The 14,890-nt window shown below is 48.0% G+C and carries 16 protein-coding genes and 1 riboswitch; of the genes, 9 read left to right on the top strand and 7 right to left on the bottom strand.

Annotated features, from left to right (window positions below):
• Position 1: 1 nt before the first annotated feature.
• Entirely contained in the window at positions 2-1,498 is a 1,497-nt protein-coding gene (locus tag KFE96_RS05545) for a bifunctional UDP-sugar hydrolase/5'-nucleotidase (protein ID WP_255834990.1), read from the bottom strand.
• Between the two features lie 175 nt (positions 1,499-1,673).
• Positions 1,674-2,210, bottom strand: a complete 537-nt coding sequence (locus KFE96_RS05550) for a winged helix-turn-helix transcriptional regulator (RefSeq protein WP_255834991.1) — start codon at positions 2,208-2,210, stop codon at positions 1,674-1,676.
• A 40-nt stretch (positions 2,211-2,250) separates the two neighbouring features.
• Between KFE96_RS05550 and KFE96_RS05555 the strand changes: the two genes are divergently transcribed.
• Complete coding sequence (locus KFE96_RS05555) at positions 2,251-2,622, top strand: VOC family protein (RefSeq protein WP_255834992.1); 372 nt, start codon at positions 2,251-2,253, stop codon at positions 2,620-2,622.
• A 60-nt stretch (positions 2,623-2,682) separates the two neighbouring features.
• Here KFE96_RS05555 and KFE96_RS05560 read toward each other — a convergent pair whose 3' ends face one another.
• The gene (locus KFE96_RS05560; protein WP_255834993.1) at positions 2,683-2,949 is read right to left on the bottom strand and encodes a hypothetical protein; all 267 of its coding nucleotides are present in this window, start codon (positions 2,947-2,949) and stop codon (positions 2,683-2,685) included.
• 135 nt (positions 2,950-3,084) lie between these two features.
• Here KFE96_RS05560 and KFE96_RS05565 point away from each other — a divergent pair, with 135 nt between their 5' ends.
• Positions 3,085-3,546 (top strand): Lrp/AsnC family transcriptional regulator, encoded by a 462-nt coding sequence (locus KFE96_RS05565; protein WP_255834994.1) that lies wholly within the window; start codon positions 3,085-3,087, stop codon positions 3,544-3,546.
• A gap of 53 nt (positions 3,547-3,599) precedes the next feature.
• Here the strand turns inward: KFE96_RS05565 and KFE96_RS05570 are convergent, their stop codons facing one another.
• Positions 3,600-5,378 (bottom strand): methyl-accepting chemotaxis protein, encoded by a 1,779-nt coding sequence (locus tag KFE96_RS05570; RefSeq protein WP_255834995.1) that lies wholly within the window; start codon positions 5,376-5,378, stop codon positions 3,600-3,602.
• Positions 5,379-5,603: 225 nt separating this feature from the next.
• Positions 5,604-5,806: riboswitch (cobalamin riboswitch) on the top strand.
• 71 nt (positions 5,807-5,877) lie between these two features.
• Here KFE96_RS05570 and KFE96_RS05575 point away from each other — a divergent pair.
• The 7 genes from KFE96_RS05575 (at position 5,878) to KFE96_RS05605 (ending at position 11,694) form a co-directional block, all read left to right on the top strand.
• Positions 5,878-6,735, top strand: coding sequence for an ABC transporter substrate-binding protein (locus KFE96_RS05575; RefSeq protein WP_255834996.1), 858 nt, complete (start codon positions 5,878-5,880; stop codon positions 6,733-6,735).
• On the top strand, positions 6,732-7,739 hold the full coding sequence (locus KFE96_RS05580) for an iron ABC transporter permease (protein ID WP_255834997.1): 1,008 nt from the start codon (positions 6,732-6,734) through the stop codon (positions 7,737-7,739). The genes KFE96_RS05575 and KFE96_RS05580 overlap by 4 nt, the downstream gene beginning before the upstream one ends.
• Complete coding sequence (locus tag KFE96_RS05585) at positions 7,736-8,509, top strand: ABC transporter ATP-binding protein (RefSeq protein ID WP_255834998.1); 774 nt, start codon at positions 7,736-7,738, stop codon at positions 8,507-8,509. The genes KFE96_RS05580 and KFE96_RS05585 overlap by 4 nt, the downstream gene beginning before the upstream one ends.
• A 3-nt stretch (positions 8,510-8,512) precedes the next feature.
• Positions 8,513-9,970 carry a cobyric acid synthase gene (locus KFE96_RS05590; RefSeq protein WP_255834999.1) on the top strand — a complete coding sequence of 486 codons (1,458 nt, stop codon included), beginning with the start codon at positions 8,513-8,515 and terminating at the stop codon, positions 9,968-9,970.
• A gap of 65 nt (positions 9,971-10,035) precedes the next feature.
• On the top strand, positions 10,036-10,647 hold the full coding sequence (locus KFE96_RS05595; protein ID WP_255835000.1) for a trimeric intracellular cation channel family protein: 612 nt from the start codon (positions 10,036-10,038) through the stop codon (positions 10,645-10,647).
• Between the two features lie 69 nt (positions 10,648-10,716).
• Positions 10,717-11,136, top strand: coding sequence for a hypothetical protein (locus KFE96_RS05600; RefSeq protein ID WP_255835001.1), 420 nt, complete (start codon positions 10,717-10,719; stop codon positions 11,134-11,136).
• Between the two features lie 54 nt (positions 11,137-11,190).
• On the top strand, positions 11,191-11,694 hold the full coding sequence (locus KFE96_RS05605) for a hypothetical protein (protein ID WP_255835002.1): 504 nt from the start codon (positions 11,191-11,193) through the stop codon (positions 11,692-11,694).
• A 236-nt stretch (positions 11,695-11,930) separates the two neighbouring features.
• Here KFE96_RS05605 and KFE96_RS05610 read toward each other — a convergent pair whose 3' ends face one another.
• Genes KFE96_RS05610 through KFE96_RS05620 form a run of 3 tightly spaced genes read right to left on the bottom strand, consistent with a single transcriptional unit; the run spans position 11,931 to position 14,888 of the window.
• On the bottom strand, positions 11,931-13,007 hold the full coding sequence (locus KFE96_RS05610; RefSeq protein WP_255835003.1) for a DUF2855 family protein: 1,077 nt from the start codon (positions 13,005-13,007) through the stop codon (positions 11,931-11,933).
• Positions 13,008-13,061: 54 nt separating this feature from the next.
• Positions 13,062-14,030, bottom strand: coding sequence for a HupE/UreJ family protein (locus KFE96_RS05615; RefSeq protein ID WP_255835004.1), 969 nt, complete (start codon positions 14,028-14,030; stop codon positions 13,062-13,064).
• Positions 14,031-14,888: a peptidyl-prolyl cis-trans isomerase gene (locus KFE96_RS05620; RefSeq protein ID WP_255835005.1), complete on the bottom strand. Its 858-nt coding sequence runs from the start codon at positions 14,886-14,888 to the stop codon at positions 14,031-14,033.
• Positions 14,889-14,890 lie beyond the last annotated feature (2 nt).

A 14,890-nucleotide genomic window follows, 5' to 3' on the forward strand; every position in this document is an offset into this window, starting at 1 on the left:
CCTATGAAGCAGAGCTTCCTGTTGCCTGATCATTTAATCTGTTTTCTAACTTCGGGGCTATGGTTTGTTGTTCTTCTAACTGATTTGCCACAACTTCCCAGAGTAGTTTACCTGATAATAGATTAGTTTTCTTTGGCATGTTTTGTAGCATTTTAAAACCATCACCTCCATTTGCGAGGAAGTTTAATGTTGCAGCCGTATAGGTTTTTCCGATTTCCAGCGGCTGCCCGCCAATAAGAACATTAACAACACGCTGCCCAGAGGGCGCTTTGCTGTTATATTCCATTTGAATGTTTGAAACCTGAAGGAAGCAGCCATCGGTTTCATCAAGGCAGCTCAAGCCGTGTTCAAGCGCCCCCATAATTTGCTCACCCGTAATTTCAAAAAGCTGTACCGTATTATTGAAGGGTAATTCTGACTGAATATGCTCACGGGTTAAAATAGTACCCGCCGGATACCGGGTGTTTCCTCTAATGCCTCCGCTGTTAATAAAGGCAATATCTGCTTTCATCGCGTTTCGGATTGAATCTGCTACAAAATTCCCAAAAGCATTCTCGCCCGTACGTACGGTGTTTCTTTCTGTATTGATGGCGGTGTCTGTTGTACCCAGTTTCTGCCTGAAGAGAATGTTTAGCCGTGCACCATAGGATTCAACGATTGATTTGATCTCTGGGTCTTCTTCAAAAGAGGCAATATCGGAAAGTTCAATAGAAGCTTTCTTGCCTTCAGGATTATCCAGATCCACATCAATGGTGATGAGCTGGCCGTCTAGCATGCCTTTGCTGAGTTTTTCTGCACCAGTATCAACAGAATAGGGGTTGCCAATATTATGTGCATAAAGGATCAGATCGACTGTGCCGTCGGCTGTATAGGCTGAAAGATCATCATAGTCTGTATCCGCCATAAGCACGACATATTCAGCGCCTTCAGAGCGAAGCTGATCGGCTGTTTTCTTTATGGAGTTTTCAAGAGGTAAAGCTTCCAGTTTATAGGAACCATACTCGTCGATAACATTTTCGGATGTTACCGCCATAAAGCCAATGCTGTGGGCCAGCGTATCAATCACATAATATGGCTCCAGTCCGACAATAGGCGTTTGGCCTTCTTTCAGCTGGATATTAGAAGAAATGAACGGGAACATTGCTGACTGTGCATGGAGGGAAAATTGATCTTCCTTGTAGGAAAATTCTCGTTTGCCAACGCCCATCACATCAGGTTCAAGGATGTTCAGGACATCAATCATATGCGCGCCATTATCCATTGCACCTAGTATAGAAGGTCCAAGAGAGGCGCCGCCGTGGACAAAAATAATATTATCGGATTTAGCGCGTTCTTCGCGCACGGCTGTAGCGATTTGAGCTAAAGAAAAGTCATGCTTGTTTTTTATGATCTCAGGTAACGAGGAAATATAGAGAATTTTTACCTCTTCAGCTGTACTTAAAACTGAGAAAAAACATAATGTTCCCAGAGCACATAGCGTCTTTAGAAGCTTTCTCATTTTTCTATCCTCATGATCATTCCTTAATCATCTTGGTATGGGAAAGTTAACTAAGCGTATAATTACATGATAAAATAGATAGTTGCACAGTAAAAACAAAATGCTGTTACAAAACCGGGAGTAGTTTTGCCTGTGGTTACTTTGGGCAGTGAAACTATCTTTTGATCTGTTTTGTTCATATATGCAGATTAACGGCTCGATTGATTTTTAAGCCTTTGTTGACGGCATGATAAGTAGGAAAAGGTGCGCGGTGGGATAGATTAATATCGCGTTTCAGCCATTCTTGTTCTTCAAGAATACTAAGAGATTTTGATAACGCCCGATCTGTTATGGTCTCAAGCCCTGTTTTAATATGGGAAAAACGCTGTGGTGTTTGCGTTACAGCAAGAATTGGTACAGCCCAGTTGCGGCGGATAAGCGAAAAATCAGTTTCCTTAGGTACAATTTCAATAATACTGCTGGCCATTGCTGCTGCGATAATGCCTTCTGGCGTAAGTCTGAATTCAGGCCTTAGAGGATGGCCGTGCCCCGGGTTTTTCTCAACAAGGCCAAGTTCCATCAGGTGCGTAAGGCTGGATGTGAAAGAACTGCGGCTTGCCTCAGTCGCAGCCAAAAGCGGCGCTTGCCGCGCTGGGGTGCCTGAATCCAGTAAAGCCAGAATTTTAAGAGACCAGGCTTTCGATGTGAGCTTGACAAGGTACGCGATATTCATAAAGTATAGTTACTATACTTTCGCTACAAGGGGAAGCATTATGTCGGTGGTATCGCTAGATAAAACAATCACACTCTCACTTTCCGTGAAGGATAGGCATGCAAGTGCCAATTGGTATGAGCAAAATCTCGGCTTTAAACTTCTGTTTCATATTGATGAAGCTGGCTGGAGTGAGATGCAGACCAATACAGAAGGTGTAACACTGGGTCTTGGTGAACAGATAGAGCCCACACCGGGAAACTGTGTTCCCGTGTTTGGTATTGCGGATATTGCCTCAGGACGGAAAGCCCTGGAGCAGGCTGGTGTGAAGTTTGATGGGCCGACAGAAACGATTGAAGGCATGGTGAGTATCGCGACGTTCCATGATCCTGATGGTAACGCGCTCATGCTGGCGCAGGATTTATCTCAGTGAATAATAAAAAAAGGTGTGACCACTGTGGCCACACCTTTTCTGAAGGAAGTGCGCTTTTGTCTAAAGGGCAAGAACCAGCGTCTCCGCCCGCGCACTGCGGACGGTAATAATCTGTTTGATTTTGCTAAGAAGAACGTTGGCATGCTGGTCTGCTACATCTGTGCAATCCAGTTCAATCCACTGCATACCATCGTTAGTCCGGCGGGCAGATACACTATCACACGCTAGGCCGCGGATAGAGAACAACTCAAGCACTCGGGCAAGGGTGCTGGCTTCATACTCCGCTTGCACGGAAAATTTCGTTTTAGTCGATCCTAACAAAACCATTTGATTTCTCCCTTCATTATGGCTGCAAGAAAAATAGCCAAAACGGGCTGAGAAAAATTCTCTAATATTGACGATATATAAAAAAATATGAGAATATATCTCAATCAATTTAATTTATGTGAGAATATATCTCGTATGTTTGATGATCTTGATGCAAAAATCCTGAATGAACTGCAAGATGATGCTCGAATCCCGCTTGTGGATTTGGCTGAAAAAGTAGCCTCAAGCAGGTCGGCTGTTTGGCGGCGTATCCAAAAGCTGGAGCAGGACGGTGTGATTGAACGTCATACAGTTATCCTGAATCCGGAGAAGGTTGGCCTTGGAGTAATGGTGATAGCCCAAGTGAAAATGCAGGCCCATACCCGAGATAGTTTGCCCCTATTTATTGAAAAGGTGAGGCAGTTTGATGAGGTGGTAGAATGTCATACCCTGATGGGGGATGTAGACTTCTTCCTGAAAATCAGGGTGAAAGATGTACAGGCCTACGAAGACTTCTTCTGGAACAAACTGTCACCTATTGAAGGGGTGCGGGAAATCAGCTCATCTATCGCGCTGACCAACTGGAAAAACACCACTAAATTCAATGTAAGCCTATAATAAAAGCCAGCACCGCGTTTGCAGTACTGGCTTTTTGAAAGCTTTATCTGTGCTTATTGTGCGCGTACCTGTGCCAGGAAGTCATGCACATTTTTGGAAATGTCGGTGGATAGTGCTTCAAGTTCTTCGGATGCTTGCTGCACGTTTCCTGATGCTTCACCTGTCTGGTTCGCGCCGTCACTTACCATGGCGATTTGCTCTGTAACCTCGTTGGTCTTTTCAGCGGCAAACTGAACGCTACGACTAATCTCTTGGGTCGTTGCTTCCTGTTCTTCAATAGAAGCAGAAACCGCTAGTGTAAGTTCATTCAGGCTGCCGATGGTTTCATCAATAGCGCTCATAGCTTCAACGGCTTTGCCCGTTAGGCCCTGCATCTCAGCTATCTGGTTTGTGATTTCTTCTGTCGCACCAGCTGTTTGGTTTGCGAGCGATTTCACTTCGCTTGCGACCACTGCAAAGCCTTTACCGGCATCACCCGCGCGGGCTGCTTCGATAGTTGCGTTAAGGGCAAGAAGGTTGGTTTGTTCGGCAATATCATTAATCAGCTTCACTACATCTTCGATTTTGCTGGAAGCCGCAGAAAGGGTAGAGATGGCATCAGAACCACTGTTCGCTACATTTACTGCCTCCGAAGACATACGGCCTGCATTCTGGATTTGGTTGGAAACCTCTGCAATGGATGCCGCGAACTCTTCAATGGCTGATGCCATGGTTGAGATATTGCCCTGCATTTCGTTGGAAGCTGCTGTTACTGTGCCAGCTTGATCACGGGTCATGTCTGCGATCGACACCATGTTTCCAGCTGTATTACGCATTTGCCCGGCATTGCCATCCAAACGGCCAATGGCGTTAGAGATGGTTTCGTCAAACTGGGCAATAAGCTGTTCTACACGCTCTGCTTGGCGTTGGCGGCTTTCTGAAGCAAGGCGTTCTCGCTCCATCTTCTCGCGTTCTTCTTGCTGTCGTAGCTCGGACTCTCTGATTTGTGCTTGTTGTGCCGCTTCTCGTTCTTCTGTGAGCTTCTCTGTTTTGGAAAGTTCATCACGGAAGAAACTGAGAGCTTTGCTCATATCACCGATTTCATCGTCACGGTCCGCATAAGGGATATCAGTATCCAGTTTGCCAGCCGCGAGTGAACGCATAGTGCCAGTGATTTCCTGAAGTGGCGGTGCGATAGAACGGCCGATGAAACGCGCAATATATATAGCGAGGAACACGCCAGCGATAAAGGCCACGGCGAGGGAGATGTTCTGTACAAGGAAGGCATTTGACATATTACTATCTGTCAGTGCCTGCTCCTTTGTTTGCAGTTCAACCAGATCATTAATGGAGAACAGCACCTTCTCAAGCGGAGGCCAGCTTACGCCGTCAATTTCCATTTGAATGGCTTGCTGTTGTCCGTCAGCAGCATCGCTGAGCGCCAGCTCCATCTGCTCTGCAAACACTTTACTCATAGCGGTAACATTACGGCCAAGTTCACCCGCGAGCTTCAAGCCTTCAGGGTTTTCGGCGAACAGTTTTTTCAGTTCGGCCAGATCTTGGTTAAAGGTTTGCTCGCGTTCTTTATAAAGCCCGCTCAGGAATTCATTCTTTGTCAGCATTACACCACGGGTAAGCGCCAGCATATCCGTTACATCATACTGCACTTGGCGTAACATCGCCGTAGATTTCAGGCGGTTTGTTGCTTCATTCGCTGTGTTCTGCACATAAAGAATCTGGGCCCAGATAACGATAAGCAGCAAAGCAAAAAGCCCTACAAGGGCCCCTTGGCCGCGTGAGAGTTTCCGAGTGATTGGGAGGTTATCAAATTTAGATGTTGGTGAACCTGACATACGAGCATACCCTAACCTCCCAGCCGGAGGTTTATAAATTCATTACAGTGGAAGGTAAAACAGATGTGCTTCCCCAGTGTTGCACGTTTCTGCCAATTTTCCGCGATCCCTGCTTTTTGACCATAAAGTCAAGAAACGAATAAAACCTATAATGGTTAAGAGTCTGTTACAAGTCTGTACAATAAGCAAAAGCTTCATTCTACTTGCAGCTGCCCACATCTTCACGGTATATCCATAAGTGGTGGTGCCTTATATCATTGAGGTTAAAAGGGAACTCAGGATGCCAGCTTGGTTTGTCTGGGGCTGTACCCGCAACTGTGAATGGAAAGCTTTGCTGCAAAACCACTGAACACATTTCTGTGTTTGGGAAGGGTAGTCAGGTGTTTGATCCATAAGCCAGGAAACCTGCCACCGTGTCGCCTCTTCACAGGCCGGGTTAGCCAGGTGAAAGCGGAAATCCGTATTGGCGACAATCCCATGATGTATGGAGATTGTAATTGTGGCCAATATCGTTTTGATATTCATAAGTTTTATAGGGATGTTGTTCTCCTCTCGCGCTGTTATCGCAGAGGATACGGACCGAATAGCGTCCATTGATTTTTGTGCGGATCAATATCTGCTTGCGCTTACTGAAAATAGAAGGATCGCTGGCGTTTCGGAAGATGCGGTGGGGGACCGGTCCATGTTTCGGGAAAAAGCCCGTGATCTAAAGGTTGTGTCCGCGAACCTTGAAGAATTACTGTTGCTTGATCCTGCTTATGTGTTGCGTTCGTGGCGAGGGAGTTCGCGTGGAGACGCTCTTCTAAAAAAAGCAGATATTGAAACTATCCAACCGCCCTATGCCGCGACTTTTGAAGCAGCGATCGAAAATTTTGAAAAAGTGGGTGAGCTAATAGGTGAAAAGGCCAACGGCGCTAAACTGCGAGCGATCTATAGCCAGCGCTTGAAAGAGTTGCAGCAGCTTTCATCCTATGGGCTTAAGGCAGTGTATGTCACGCCAAGCGGGTTTACTGCAGGTACGGAAACTTACGTTTCCAAGATGATTGAGCTGGCAGGGTTTAAATCTTATGTGGCTGATTATGGGCTTCAGTATTGGGCACCGCTTTCTCTTGAGCATATCGCTAACAACAAACCAGATGTGGTGATTGCGAGTTTCTTCGGTGATGAAGATGTGCATATCTCCCACTGGAGCAGCGGCAGGCATCCTATTTATCGCCGTCTTATGGCTGATATCCCAACCATTCACCTGCCAAGCCGTTATTTTTCCTGCGGCAGTACCTTCGCGGTGGATGCAGTCGAAGATATCCGGAAGCAAGCCAAGCTGCTCGGGCTTAAAGCAGAAGGAGAAAGCCGGTGAAATCTGTTTCCAGACTACAGCAGAATATGCTGCTTATCGGCCTTTCGGGGCTTCTCCTGGTTGCTGTATTAGCTTCCAGCATGTTTGGCGCTGTGAACCTGTCCCTTAGCCAAGTGATTGAGGCGCTATTTGGTGGTGGCGATACGGGTGTGAACATCATTGTGCAGGAACTCAGAATGCCGCGCATTATCCTTGGTCTTATGGCTGGCGCGACGCTCGGGTATACAGGGGCCGCACTTCAGGGGCTGCTCAGGAACCCACTTGCTGATCCTGGTGTGATTGGGGTTTCATCTTCTGCAAGCTTTGGTGCGGTGGCTGCTATTTATCTGGGGTTAAGTGCTTATTCAGCGATGGCAATTCCCGGCATGGCGATGATGGGGGCGTTGGTAGCGACCTTGATTTTGATGCTGCTTGCATCACGGGACAGCAGCGTGCTTACGCTTATTCTTGCAGGTGTAGGTATTTCCAGTATCGCTACAGCGGGCATTTCGCTCATTATGAATTTTGCGCCTAATCCTATTTCCCTTCAGGATATGATTTTCTGGATGCTGGGTTCCCTTGAAAACCGCACCTATGATGACCTGATGCTCGCAGGGCCATTCATTATAATCGGCTGGTTGATGATGATTGGTGTAGGGCAAGGGCTTAACGCGCTTAGTCTTGGTTCAGAAGCTGCGCATACTTTAGGGATTGATCTCAAGCGTCTCAGATGGCGCGTGGTGCTGGGCACGACGCTTTCAGTGGGGGCTACAGTTTCTGTATGCGGTGCAATTGGCTTCATTGGCCTTGTTGTGCCGCATCTTATTCGGGCTCTTATTGGGTATGAACCGCGTAAGCTCCTTCTTCCGAGCGCACTCGCAGGTGCCGTGCTTATGACAGCTGCTGATATCCTCACTCGCTTGCCTATTGGCCACGGCCAGTTGAGGCTCGGTGTGGTTATGGCGGTTATCGGCGCGCCTGTCTTTATCTACATAATCTTTAAAACACGGGAGAGCATGAGATGATCGGTCTTGAGATCAATAACCTTGGCGTTGTGCTTTCTGGCAGAGAGATTGTGCGCGGCGCTAGCTTCACCGTAAAGCCCGGTGAAATTGTGGGCCTTATTGGCCCTAACGGCGCGGGGAAAAGCACGGTGATTAAAGCCATTTTGGGGCTCGTGGAAAAAGCTTCAGGCGATGTGCTTCTAAGCGGTGTGGGAACCGATGAATTTGAAGCGAAGGAACGGGCGAGGAAGATCTCCTATGTGCCGCAAGGTGCGCCGATCCACTGGCCACTTACCGCAGAACGCACGGTAGCGCTTGGGCGCACGCCGCACCTTAATCCGTGGCAGGATATGCGGGATGAAGATCAAACAGCAATCCGGAAAGCCATGAAGCAAACTGATTGCTGGCATCTGAAGGACAGGTTAGTCACCAACCTGTCTGGTGGTGAACGGGCGCGCGTAATGCTCGCGCGTACCATGGCTGTGGGCGCTGAATATATGCTGGCGGACGAACCAACTGCATCCCTTGACCCGTTCCACCAATTACAGGTGATGGATATTATGAAAGCACAGGCGAAAGCCGGCGTTGGTGTGCTTATTGTAATGCATGATCTTAGCCTCGCGCTTCAGACCTGTGATAAGCTTGTGTTGATGCATGAAGGCGCTGTACTCGCCAAAGGCACATCTGCTGAGGTACTGACAGACGAGAACCTGAAAACTGCTTTCGGTGTTGCTGTTACCCGCTGGTCAGAAAATGGTCTTGAGTATATTGCCCCAAGGGCTACAGGCTAAATCATGGTCGCGAAATCACTGATGTTTCAGGGCACGGGCTCTGATGTAGGGAAATCTATTCTCGTGGCTGGTTTGTGCCGCGCCTATACTCGGCGCGGGCTGAAGGTGTTGCCGTTCAAGCCGCAGAATATGTCGAATAACGCAGCTGTCACACCGTGTGGTGGTGAAATTGGTCGTGCACAGCATTTGCAGGCACTGGCAGCGCGCGCTGAACCTACGGTGCATATGAACCCTGTGCTTTTGAAGCCTGAAAGCGATACAGGCGCACAGGTGGTGGTGCACGGCAAGCGGTATGACCGGGCGGAAGCTGGTTCTTATCAAGCTATGAAAAAGCATTTGCTTGGTGCGGTGATGGAAAGCTTCACCAAGCTTAAGCGAAACGCTGATCTCGTATTGATTGAAGGGGCAGGCAGCCCCGCTGAGGTGAACCTGCGGGCGAACGATATCGCCAACATGGGTTTCGCGCTGCCAACCAATACGCCTGTTGTGCTGATCGGAGATATAAACAGGGGCGGCGTAATCGCGGCTGTTACTGGCACGCATAAGCTACTGCCGCCCGAAGAGCAGGCGCTTATTAAAGGCACGATTATTAATCTGTTCCGCGGTGATGTAGGTCTTTTCGACGGTGGGCTTGTGCGCATGGAAGAAGAAACAGGATGGCCAAACTTTGGTGTGGTGCCGTTTCTCAGGTGCGTTGGTGATTTGCCGCCTGAGGATGCTGTGGTGCTCGAAAAATCCGCGTATTCGCAGAAGGAAAAATTCCGTGTGGTGGTGCCTATGCTGCCGCGCATCGCGAATTTTGATGATATTGATCCCTTAAAGAATGAAGAAAATATTGAAGTGGTTTTCTGCAGGCCCGGAACGCCTTTGCCGCGCGATGCTGACCTCATCATCATCCCGGGCAGTAAAGCCACAATCGCCGACCTTCGTTTTATGAAATCAGAAGGGTGGGATATTGATATTTTGGCCCATGCCCGCGCGGGTGGTGCTGTGCTTGGCATATGCGGTGGCTACCAAATGCTGGGTGACGTAGTGGCTGACCCAAAAGGGATTGAGGGGCAGGTGACCCACGAAAACGGCCTTGGCCTCTTGCCTATCAGCACACTGCTGGCGGAAGAAAAGCAAACCCGAGTGTGTGAAGCGAAAGTAATGGGGCTGGACTGTAGCATTACAGGCTATGAAATTCACGCGGGGGAAAGTGATACTGGTGGCGAGTTCGAACCTTTCATGACTGTGGGCAATGAACTTATTGGTTTAAAGGCCAAGGGCGCGCCTGTGTGGGGCACATATTTGCACGGTTTGTTTGAAAATGGCGCCTTCAGAAAAAGCTTCTTCGCTGGTATCGGTGCGGAAATCTCGGGCGCGGATTTTGGCCCCAAGGTGGAAGCAGCGCTGGATGCCCTAGCTGACGCGCTTGAGGAGCATCTTGACCTTGATGCAATGCTGCTGCACGCTCAGTGATGGTTGACCTGAAAGCTGCCTTCGGGCATTTGGCGGTTAACGGTATTTAGCTGAAAGAAAACCTTATGGAGCAGTTGCTGACATTCTTTGATCTCGCTGGTGTGTTTGTGTTTGCCATCTCTGGTGCGCTCGCAGCTGTGCGCAAAGGTATGGATGTATTCGGCATTATGGTGCTTGCGCTTATGCCAGCTGTAGGCGGCGGTACGCTCCGTGATCTGGTACTTGGTGAACCTGTGTTCTGGGTGCAGAATACGGCTAGTATCTGGGCTGCTCTTGCGGCGGCGGCGCTTACTTTTTTTGTGGCGCCAAAGCTTGAAAGCCGTATGCGCTGGCTCATCTGGGCGGATGCCGCGGGGCTCGCGCTTTTCTGTGTGGTAGGGGCTGAGAAAGCTTTAACGGTTTCTGGCAGCCCGCTTATCGCAGTGATGCTGGGCGTTGCAACAGGGGTTGCGGGCGGTATTGTGCGCGATATCATCTGCAATGAAATCCCGCTCGTGCTGAAAAGCGAGAGCGAGATTTATGCGACCGCTGCTTTTGTAGGCGCGGGGCTTTACTGCATCATGATTTTCTTTGCACTCCCCCCAACCTACGCCCTTTGGGCAGGCATGTTAGCTGCTTTCCTTACACGTGCTGCTGGCATCAAATACGGCTGGCGCTTGCCGAAAGCGCTTTATTAAAATCTTGATTGATAAATTGCCTTTTAACTCGTATTGATTGTTTTTTACAATTATATGATTGCGGGATTTATGAGCGATAAATTGTTGCAGGTCGGGGTTTTTCTAAAACATTTTGAAGTGAACGGTAAGACAGTTAGAGAGTTTTCTGTCGCTGCAAGATTAATGTTTAAGCATATTGATATTTGGGAAGATATGGAACGGGCAGAAGCTGAAGAAGGCTTTAGTTTTCAAATGATTGCTAGATATTTGTCTAAAACAGATGCAGATAAAGTGAAGGATGAGCTAGAGAACTTATACCAAGCATATGGTTATACTAAAATCACTCGTCTTGGTGTCCGTAAAAAAGAAAATAAGAAGAAGGTTGATGATCAAAAAACGGACTATTTGAGTTCTTCATGTAATGGAAAAACGCCTCATTCATGCCAATTTCGTGTCTATCTGAATGATAAAGTGCAGTGTCTGCATATGGTGAATACATTCCAGAAATAACGTTCGTACCTGTATGGAGTGAAATTTGAACTAAAGAAATTATTGGGGGGGTTTATGTCTTTGAAAAATTGGAAAAAAAAGGACATCGAAAGTTTTATAGCTAACTACAAACGTCTGGGAAAGACAGAAGGTGGTAAATATTCTCTTGCAGAACTCGAAGAAGAACTAAGAGAGAGGAAAGCAAAAAGCGCTAATTTAGAACCTAAATATGTACTTAGCCAAATTTGTGAGCTTTCAAAAAAGAGTAAAAATGGTTTTCTGTTTTATGGCGACTTATGGAAAAGGATATTTCCAGATGAAAAATGGAGTGGGCATAAATCGCTTAGAAAAATTGCTGACGAATTATACGCCGTGATACGGTACTGCGTTAAAAATGATTTGCCAATTATGACAGCGCTGGTGATTAATTCTGTTACCAAAGATCTTACAGAAGAAGCTATCCAGAATATTTATGAAGAATGTTTACGTGAAGGTAAGGTTATCTCTGTATCTGCCGAAAAATTCGTCCGCAGCGAAGTTTTAAGAGCAAAAGAATTTGCCCAGAATTATCGTGGATAGAAACAACAGGCAGGATTAATGGAATTTTTCAGGGTGTGGATAAACTATAGTGTTGTTTAAACCATGTCATAGCGGGGCTTGATCCCGCTATCTATACGGCGAATGAAATTAAGCTCAATCCACCGAATGTAAGTGGATATTGCCAAGATTTATGGGTACCGTGGTCAAGCCACGGTACGACATTATTTAGTGACCGATACCTATATTACCAATCTGAAAGCGCGAGATGATTGTCTCTAAAACTTCAGGATATGGCCATCTTGTGGGCTGGCGGTGCCGCGGGTGACGGCATCATAAATCTCGCCCATTTTGTCTGTGCCTTCTGAGGTTACGATGTTGGTCCAGCCGCTCGCTTTGGTGATGAATTTAATCCATGCGTCTGCTGTGCGGGCCTGAAAACCTTCCGCGCCCCAATCCTGCTGGCGTTTCTGGCCCTGGGCTGGCGCGAAAAACAGTGTTGGCTGCGCGCCTGGCAGGTTATCATTTGATCCCATCTGGTCCCAGTGGGAAGCGCCTACGGAGCAGCTGTATTTCAGATTATCCCCGAAATGCACATGCACATCACGGCGCACATCGCCGTTCCCGGCCATATCCACATAAACAGTTGGTTTGCTGGCGTCCAAGGTGTTGATATCACCGTAGGTAACTGTTTCACCGTAGCTGCCCATGCCTTTCACGAAATCAACATTGCCGCCTGATGTAAGGCCGATCACCTTCACACTGCCGCGCATGGCGAGAAGGAAAGCAAGGCCGTAAGCGGTTTTGGAAGATGCGCTTGAAAGCACAATTTGTTCCGCGCCGAAGAAGCCGTTGTCATCAAGGAAATCATCAATAAGGAAGCTGGTCATAAACAGTGGACGGAACACCATCTGCAAGCCTTCCATATCCGCGCGGTAGGCTGGATCACCCGTTGTGCGGTTATAGAAATTATAGATAGGGCTCAGGTGTTGGCGGTGGGCAGCACCGTCAAAGAAACCAGCGGCTGATGCTTTCACAGGCTGTACCTTCAGGTGTGACGACATGGGATAGTAACCATATAGCCGCTCGCCCACTTCCACGCCTTCGCATTTTGATGCCACCACATCAGCAAAGCCCCACACTGGCACACGGCCCATGCCTTCACGCGTAGGGAAGAAATCCCAATATTTCATATGCACACCAAAGGCGGCATATGTGGTGTTGTTGGCGGTGAAGGCGAAATGATCCACTTTCAAAAGCACTTCACCTTCTGTGATTTCCGTATCGCCGGAGTTTTCAACCGTATGTTTGTGGATATCCGCGCGGTCCACGAGGAAATGTGTCATTTCAGCCATGCTGCTTCCCTTCAAATTTCATTTACACTGAGGCTAGGGCAGCAGCTTTCGGTTTCAACCCAAAACGCTAATTATCCGTTCAATTGTCCAGAATGCCGCGACGGAACCTGTGGGATAAAGTGCGAGTTTGTGCAGCCGTTTTTTATGGGGGGTGAGCGGTTTTATGTGCAGTAATAGCCAGTAGAAACCATAAGCCAGTAAAACGAAAACTATCTGCCCGATTTCCACGCCGATGTTGAAGAAAGCAAGCGCCTGTAGCTGGAGACCATACGGTAGGCCAATTTCTGTGAGTGCGCCGCCAAACCCGAAACCATGGAGGAGGCCAAATCCTGCGGCCACCAGAATAGGGTAGCGGTATGTGAGTGTGGTTTTATCGCCTTTCATAATTTCTGCGGCAAGCATCAAAATGCTGAAGGTGATAAGGGGTTCCACCAGCTCAGGCGGCAAGCTTAGTTGCGCAAGTGCTGACATGCCGAGGGTGATAGAATGCCCAAGCGTGAAGCCAGTTACAGTTAAAAGAACCCGCTTCGGTGTGGCAGCCAACAGCATAAGGCACAGCACAAACAGCAGATGGTCATACCCTTCCAGAATATGGTCTGCGCCGATGATAGTATAATCATAGGCCACGCTCCAAAAGGTGCGTGCTTTGGGAAGAGGAATTGTAAGCTCTTCGGGGCCTTTAATAATCGTGTGTTCTTCCCCTGAAAACTTTTGGTACAGAACCAGCGTGGAAAGCGCAGGGTTGGTATGAGGGTAGGTGAGCGTAACCGCTGCAACACTGCCCCTACATTCATAAAACTTTGCACCAAGAAGCTGAGGACGGTGGGTGCCTGCGGTTAACTGACAATCTCCGATCAGGTCAATGTTGGGTTCAGCCCCTGTGGGCAGTACAGGCGGGATTTTCCAGCGTAGCTGCCACTGTTTCTCCGTTCCTTCGATTACCTCCACATAAACAGGCCTGCCTTCGTGCGCACTGGTGGGTAAAGAGAAAATAAGTAGTAATAATCCGAACAGCAGGCGCATTTAGTTGGTCCCGCTTTTGTGGACGATGGTGTATTTACGCTTGAGCTTTTCAATAGCGTCTGCTTTTGCCTGGTCACGTTTTGTGCGCCTCAGATCATCAAGCACACGGGCTGCTACCTGCTCGAGCAATGGCTGACGTTCGGGCTTAATGTTTTGAGCGTATATCAGGTGATATCCGTATTCTGATTGAAGCGGCCCTTGCCATATGCCTGTTTGCGCTGCCCCAAAAAGATGTGAAGTTATTTCTGATCCGAAATGATCATTGATAAGCGCGCGAGGTTGCTCAATATAATTACGGTGAAAATAAAAACGGTCTGCCTTGGGTGTGCCAGCTGCTTTCAGTGCTGTGAGTGCTTTTTCCGCGCGATCTTTCGCGACATCTAAGCCGCCTTTTTCTTTTGAGAAAAACAGGTGGGTGAAACTGATTTCTGCAGGCAGTGTATAATCCCGGTGGTTGGCTTCATAAAAAGTTTTCAGTTCCTGTTCCGTAATCTGTTGATCAGCCGTGGCAAAGCCTTCAATGATAAAATCCATTTTCTGGATCAGCCGACGCCGGATGATTTCATCGTCCTTGTTAAGTCCGAGGTTTTCAGCTTCACGCACCAGTATTTCATCGCGGATAAAATCAGTTTCAAGCCGCGCCCTATGTTTCGTATCCATGCTGCCTAGCAGCTGAGTACTCCTTGCTGCATCAAAGCTTTTGTTCTGGAACTGAAGGTAGGTGAGAAGGGCTTCTTCACTCACTTCAATCGTATACGGATTGTCCTCAGGCTCACTGCCTTTCAGGTTCAGGAATGCATAGAGCAGCAGCCCGCCAACAAGGAACTGGACCAGCGGTTCTTTTATCAGGTTACGCATAT

It is taken from the genome of Kordiimonas sp. SCSIO 12603 (genome assembly GCF_024398035.1).
Taxonomy (GTDB): domain Bacteria; phylum Pseudomonadota; class Alphaproteobacteria; order Sphingomonadales; family Kordiimonadaceae; genus Kordiimonas.

Bases quoted from the DNA above. Each gene is read 5' to 3' on its own strand.
- KFE96_RS05545 (WP_255834990.1), bottom strand. From the start codon at position 1,498: ATGAGAAAGCTTCTAAAGACGCTATGTGCTCTGGGAACATTATGTTTT.
- KFE96_RS05550 (WP_255834991.1), bottom strand. From the start codon at position 2,210: ATGAATATCGCGTACCTTGTCAAGCTCACATCGAAAGCCTGGTCTCTT.
- KFE96_RS05555 (WP_255834992.1), top strand. From the start codon at position 2,251: ATGTCGGTGGTATCGCTAGATAAAACAATCACACTCTCACTTTCCGTG.
- KFE96_RS05560 (WP_255834993.1), bottom strand. From the start codon at position 2,949: ATGGTTTTGTTAGGATCGACTAAAACGAAATTTTCCGTGCAAGCGGAG.
- KFE96_RS05565 (WP_255834994.1), top strand. From the start codon at position 3,085: ATGTTTGATGATCTTGATGCAAAAATCCTGAATGAACTGCAAGATGAT.
- KFE96_RS05570 (WP_255834995.1), bottom strand. From the start codon at position 5,378: ATGTCAGGTTCACCAACATCTAAATTTGATAACCTCCCAATCACTCGG.
- KFE96_RS05585 (WP_255834998.1), top strand. From the start codon at position 7,736: ATGATCGGTCTTGAGATCAATAACCTTGGCGTTGTGCTTTCTGGCAGA.
- KFE96_RS05590 (WP_255834999.1), top strand. From the start codon at position 8,513: ATGGTCGCGAAATCACTGATGTTTCAGGGCACGGGCTCTGATGTAGGG.
- KFE96_RS05595 (WP_255835000.1), top strand. From the start codon at position 10,036: ATGGAGCAGTTGCTGACATTCTTTGATCTCGCTGGTGTGTTTGTGTTT.
- KFE96_RS05600 (WP_255835001.1), top strand. From the start codon at position 10,717: ATGAGCGATAAATTGTTGCAGGTCGGGGTTTTTCTAAAACATTTTGAA.
- KFE96_RS05605 (WP_255835002.1), top strand. From the start codon at position 11,191: ATGTCTTTGAAAAATTGGAAAAAAAAGGACATCGAAAGTTTTATAGCT.
- KFE96_RS05610 (WP_255835003.1), bottom strand. From the start codon at position 13,007: ATGGCTGAAATGACACATTTCCTCGTGGACCGCGCGGATATCCACAAA.
- KFE96_RS05615 (WP_255835004.1), bottom strand. From the start codon at position 14,030: ATGCGCCTGCTGTTCGGATTATTACTACTTATTTTCTCTTTACCCACC.
- KFE96_RS05620 (WP_255835005.1), bottom strand. From the start codon at position 14,888: ATGCGTAACCTGATAAAAGAACCGCTGGTCCAGTTCCTTGTTGGCGGG.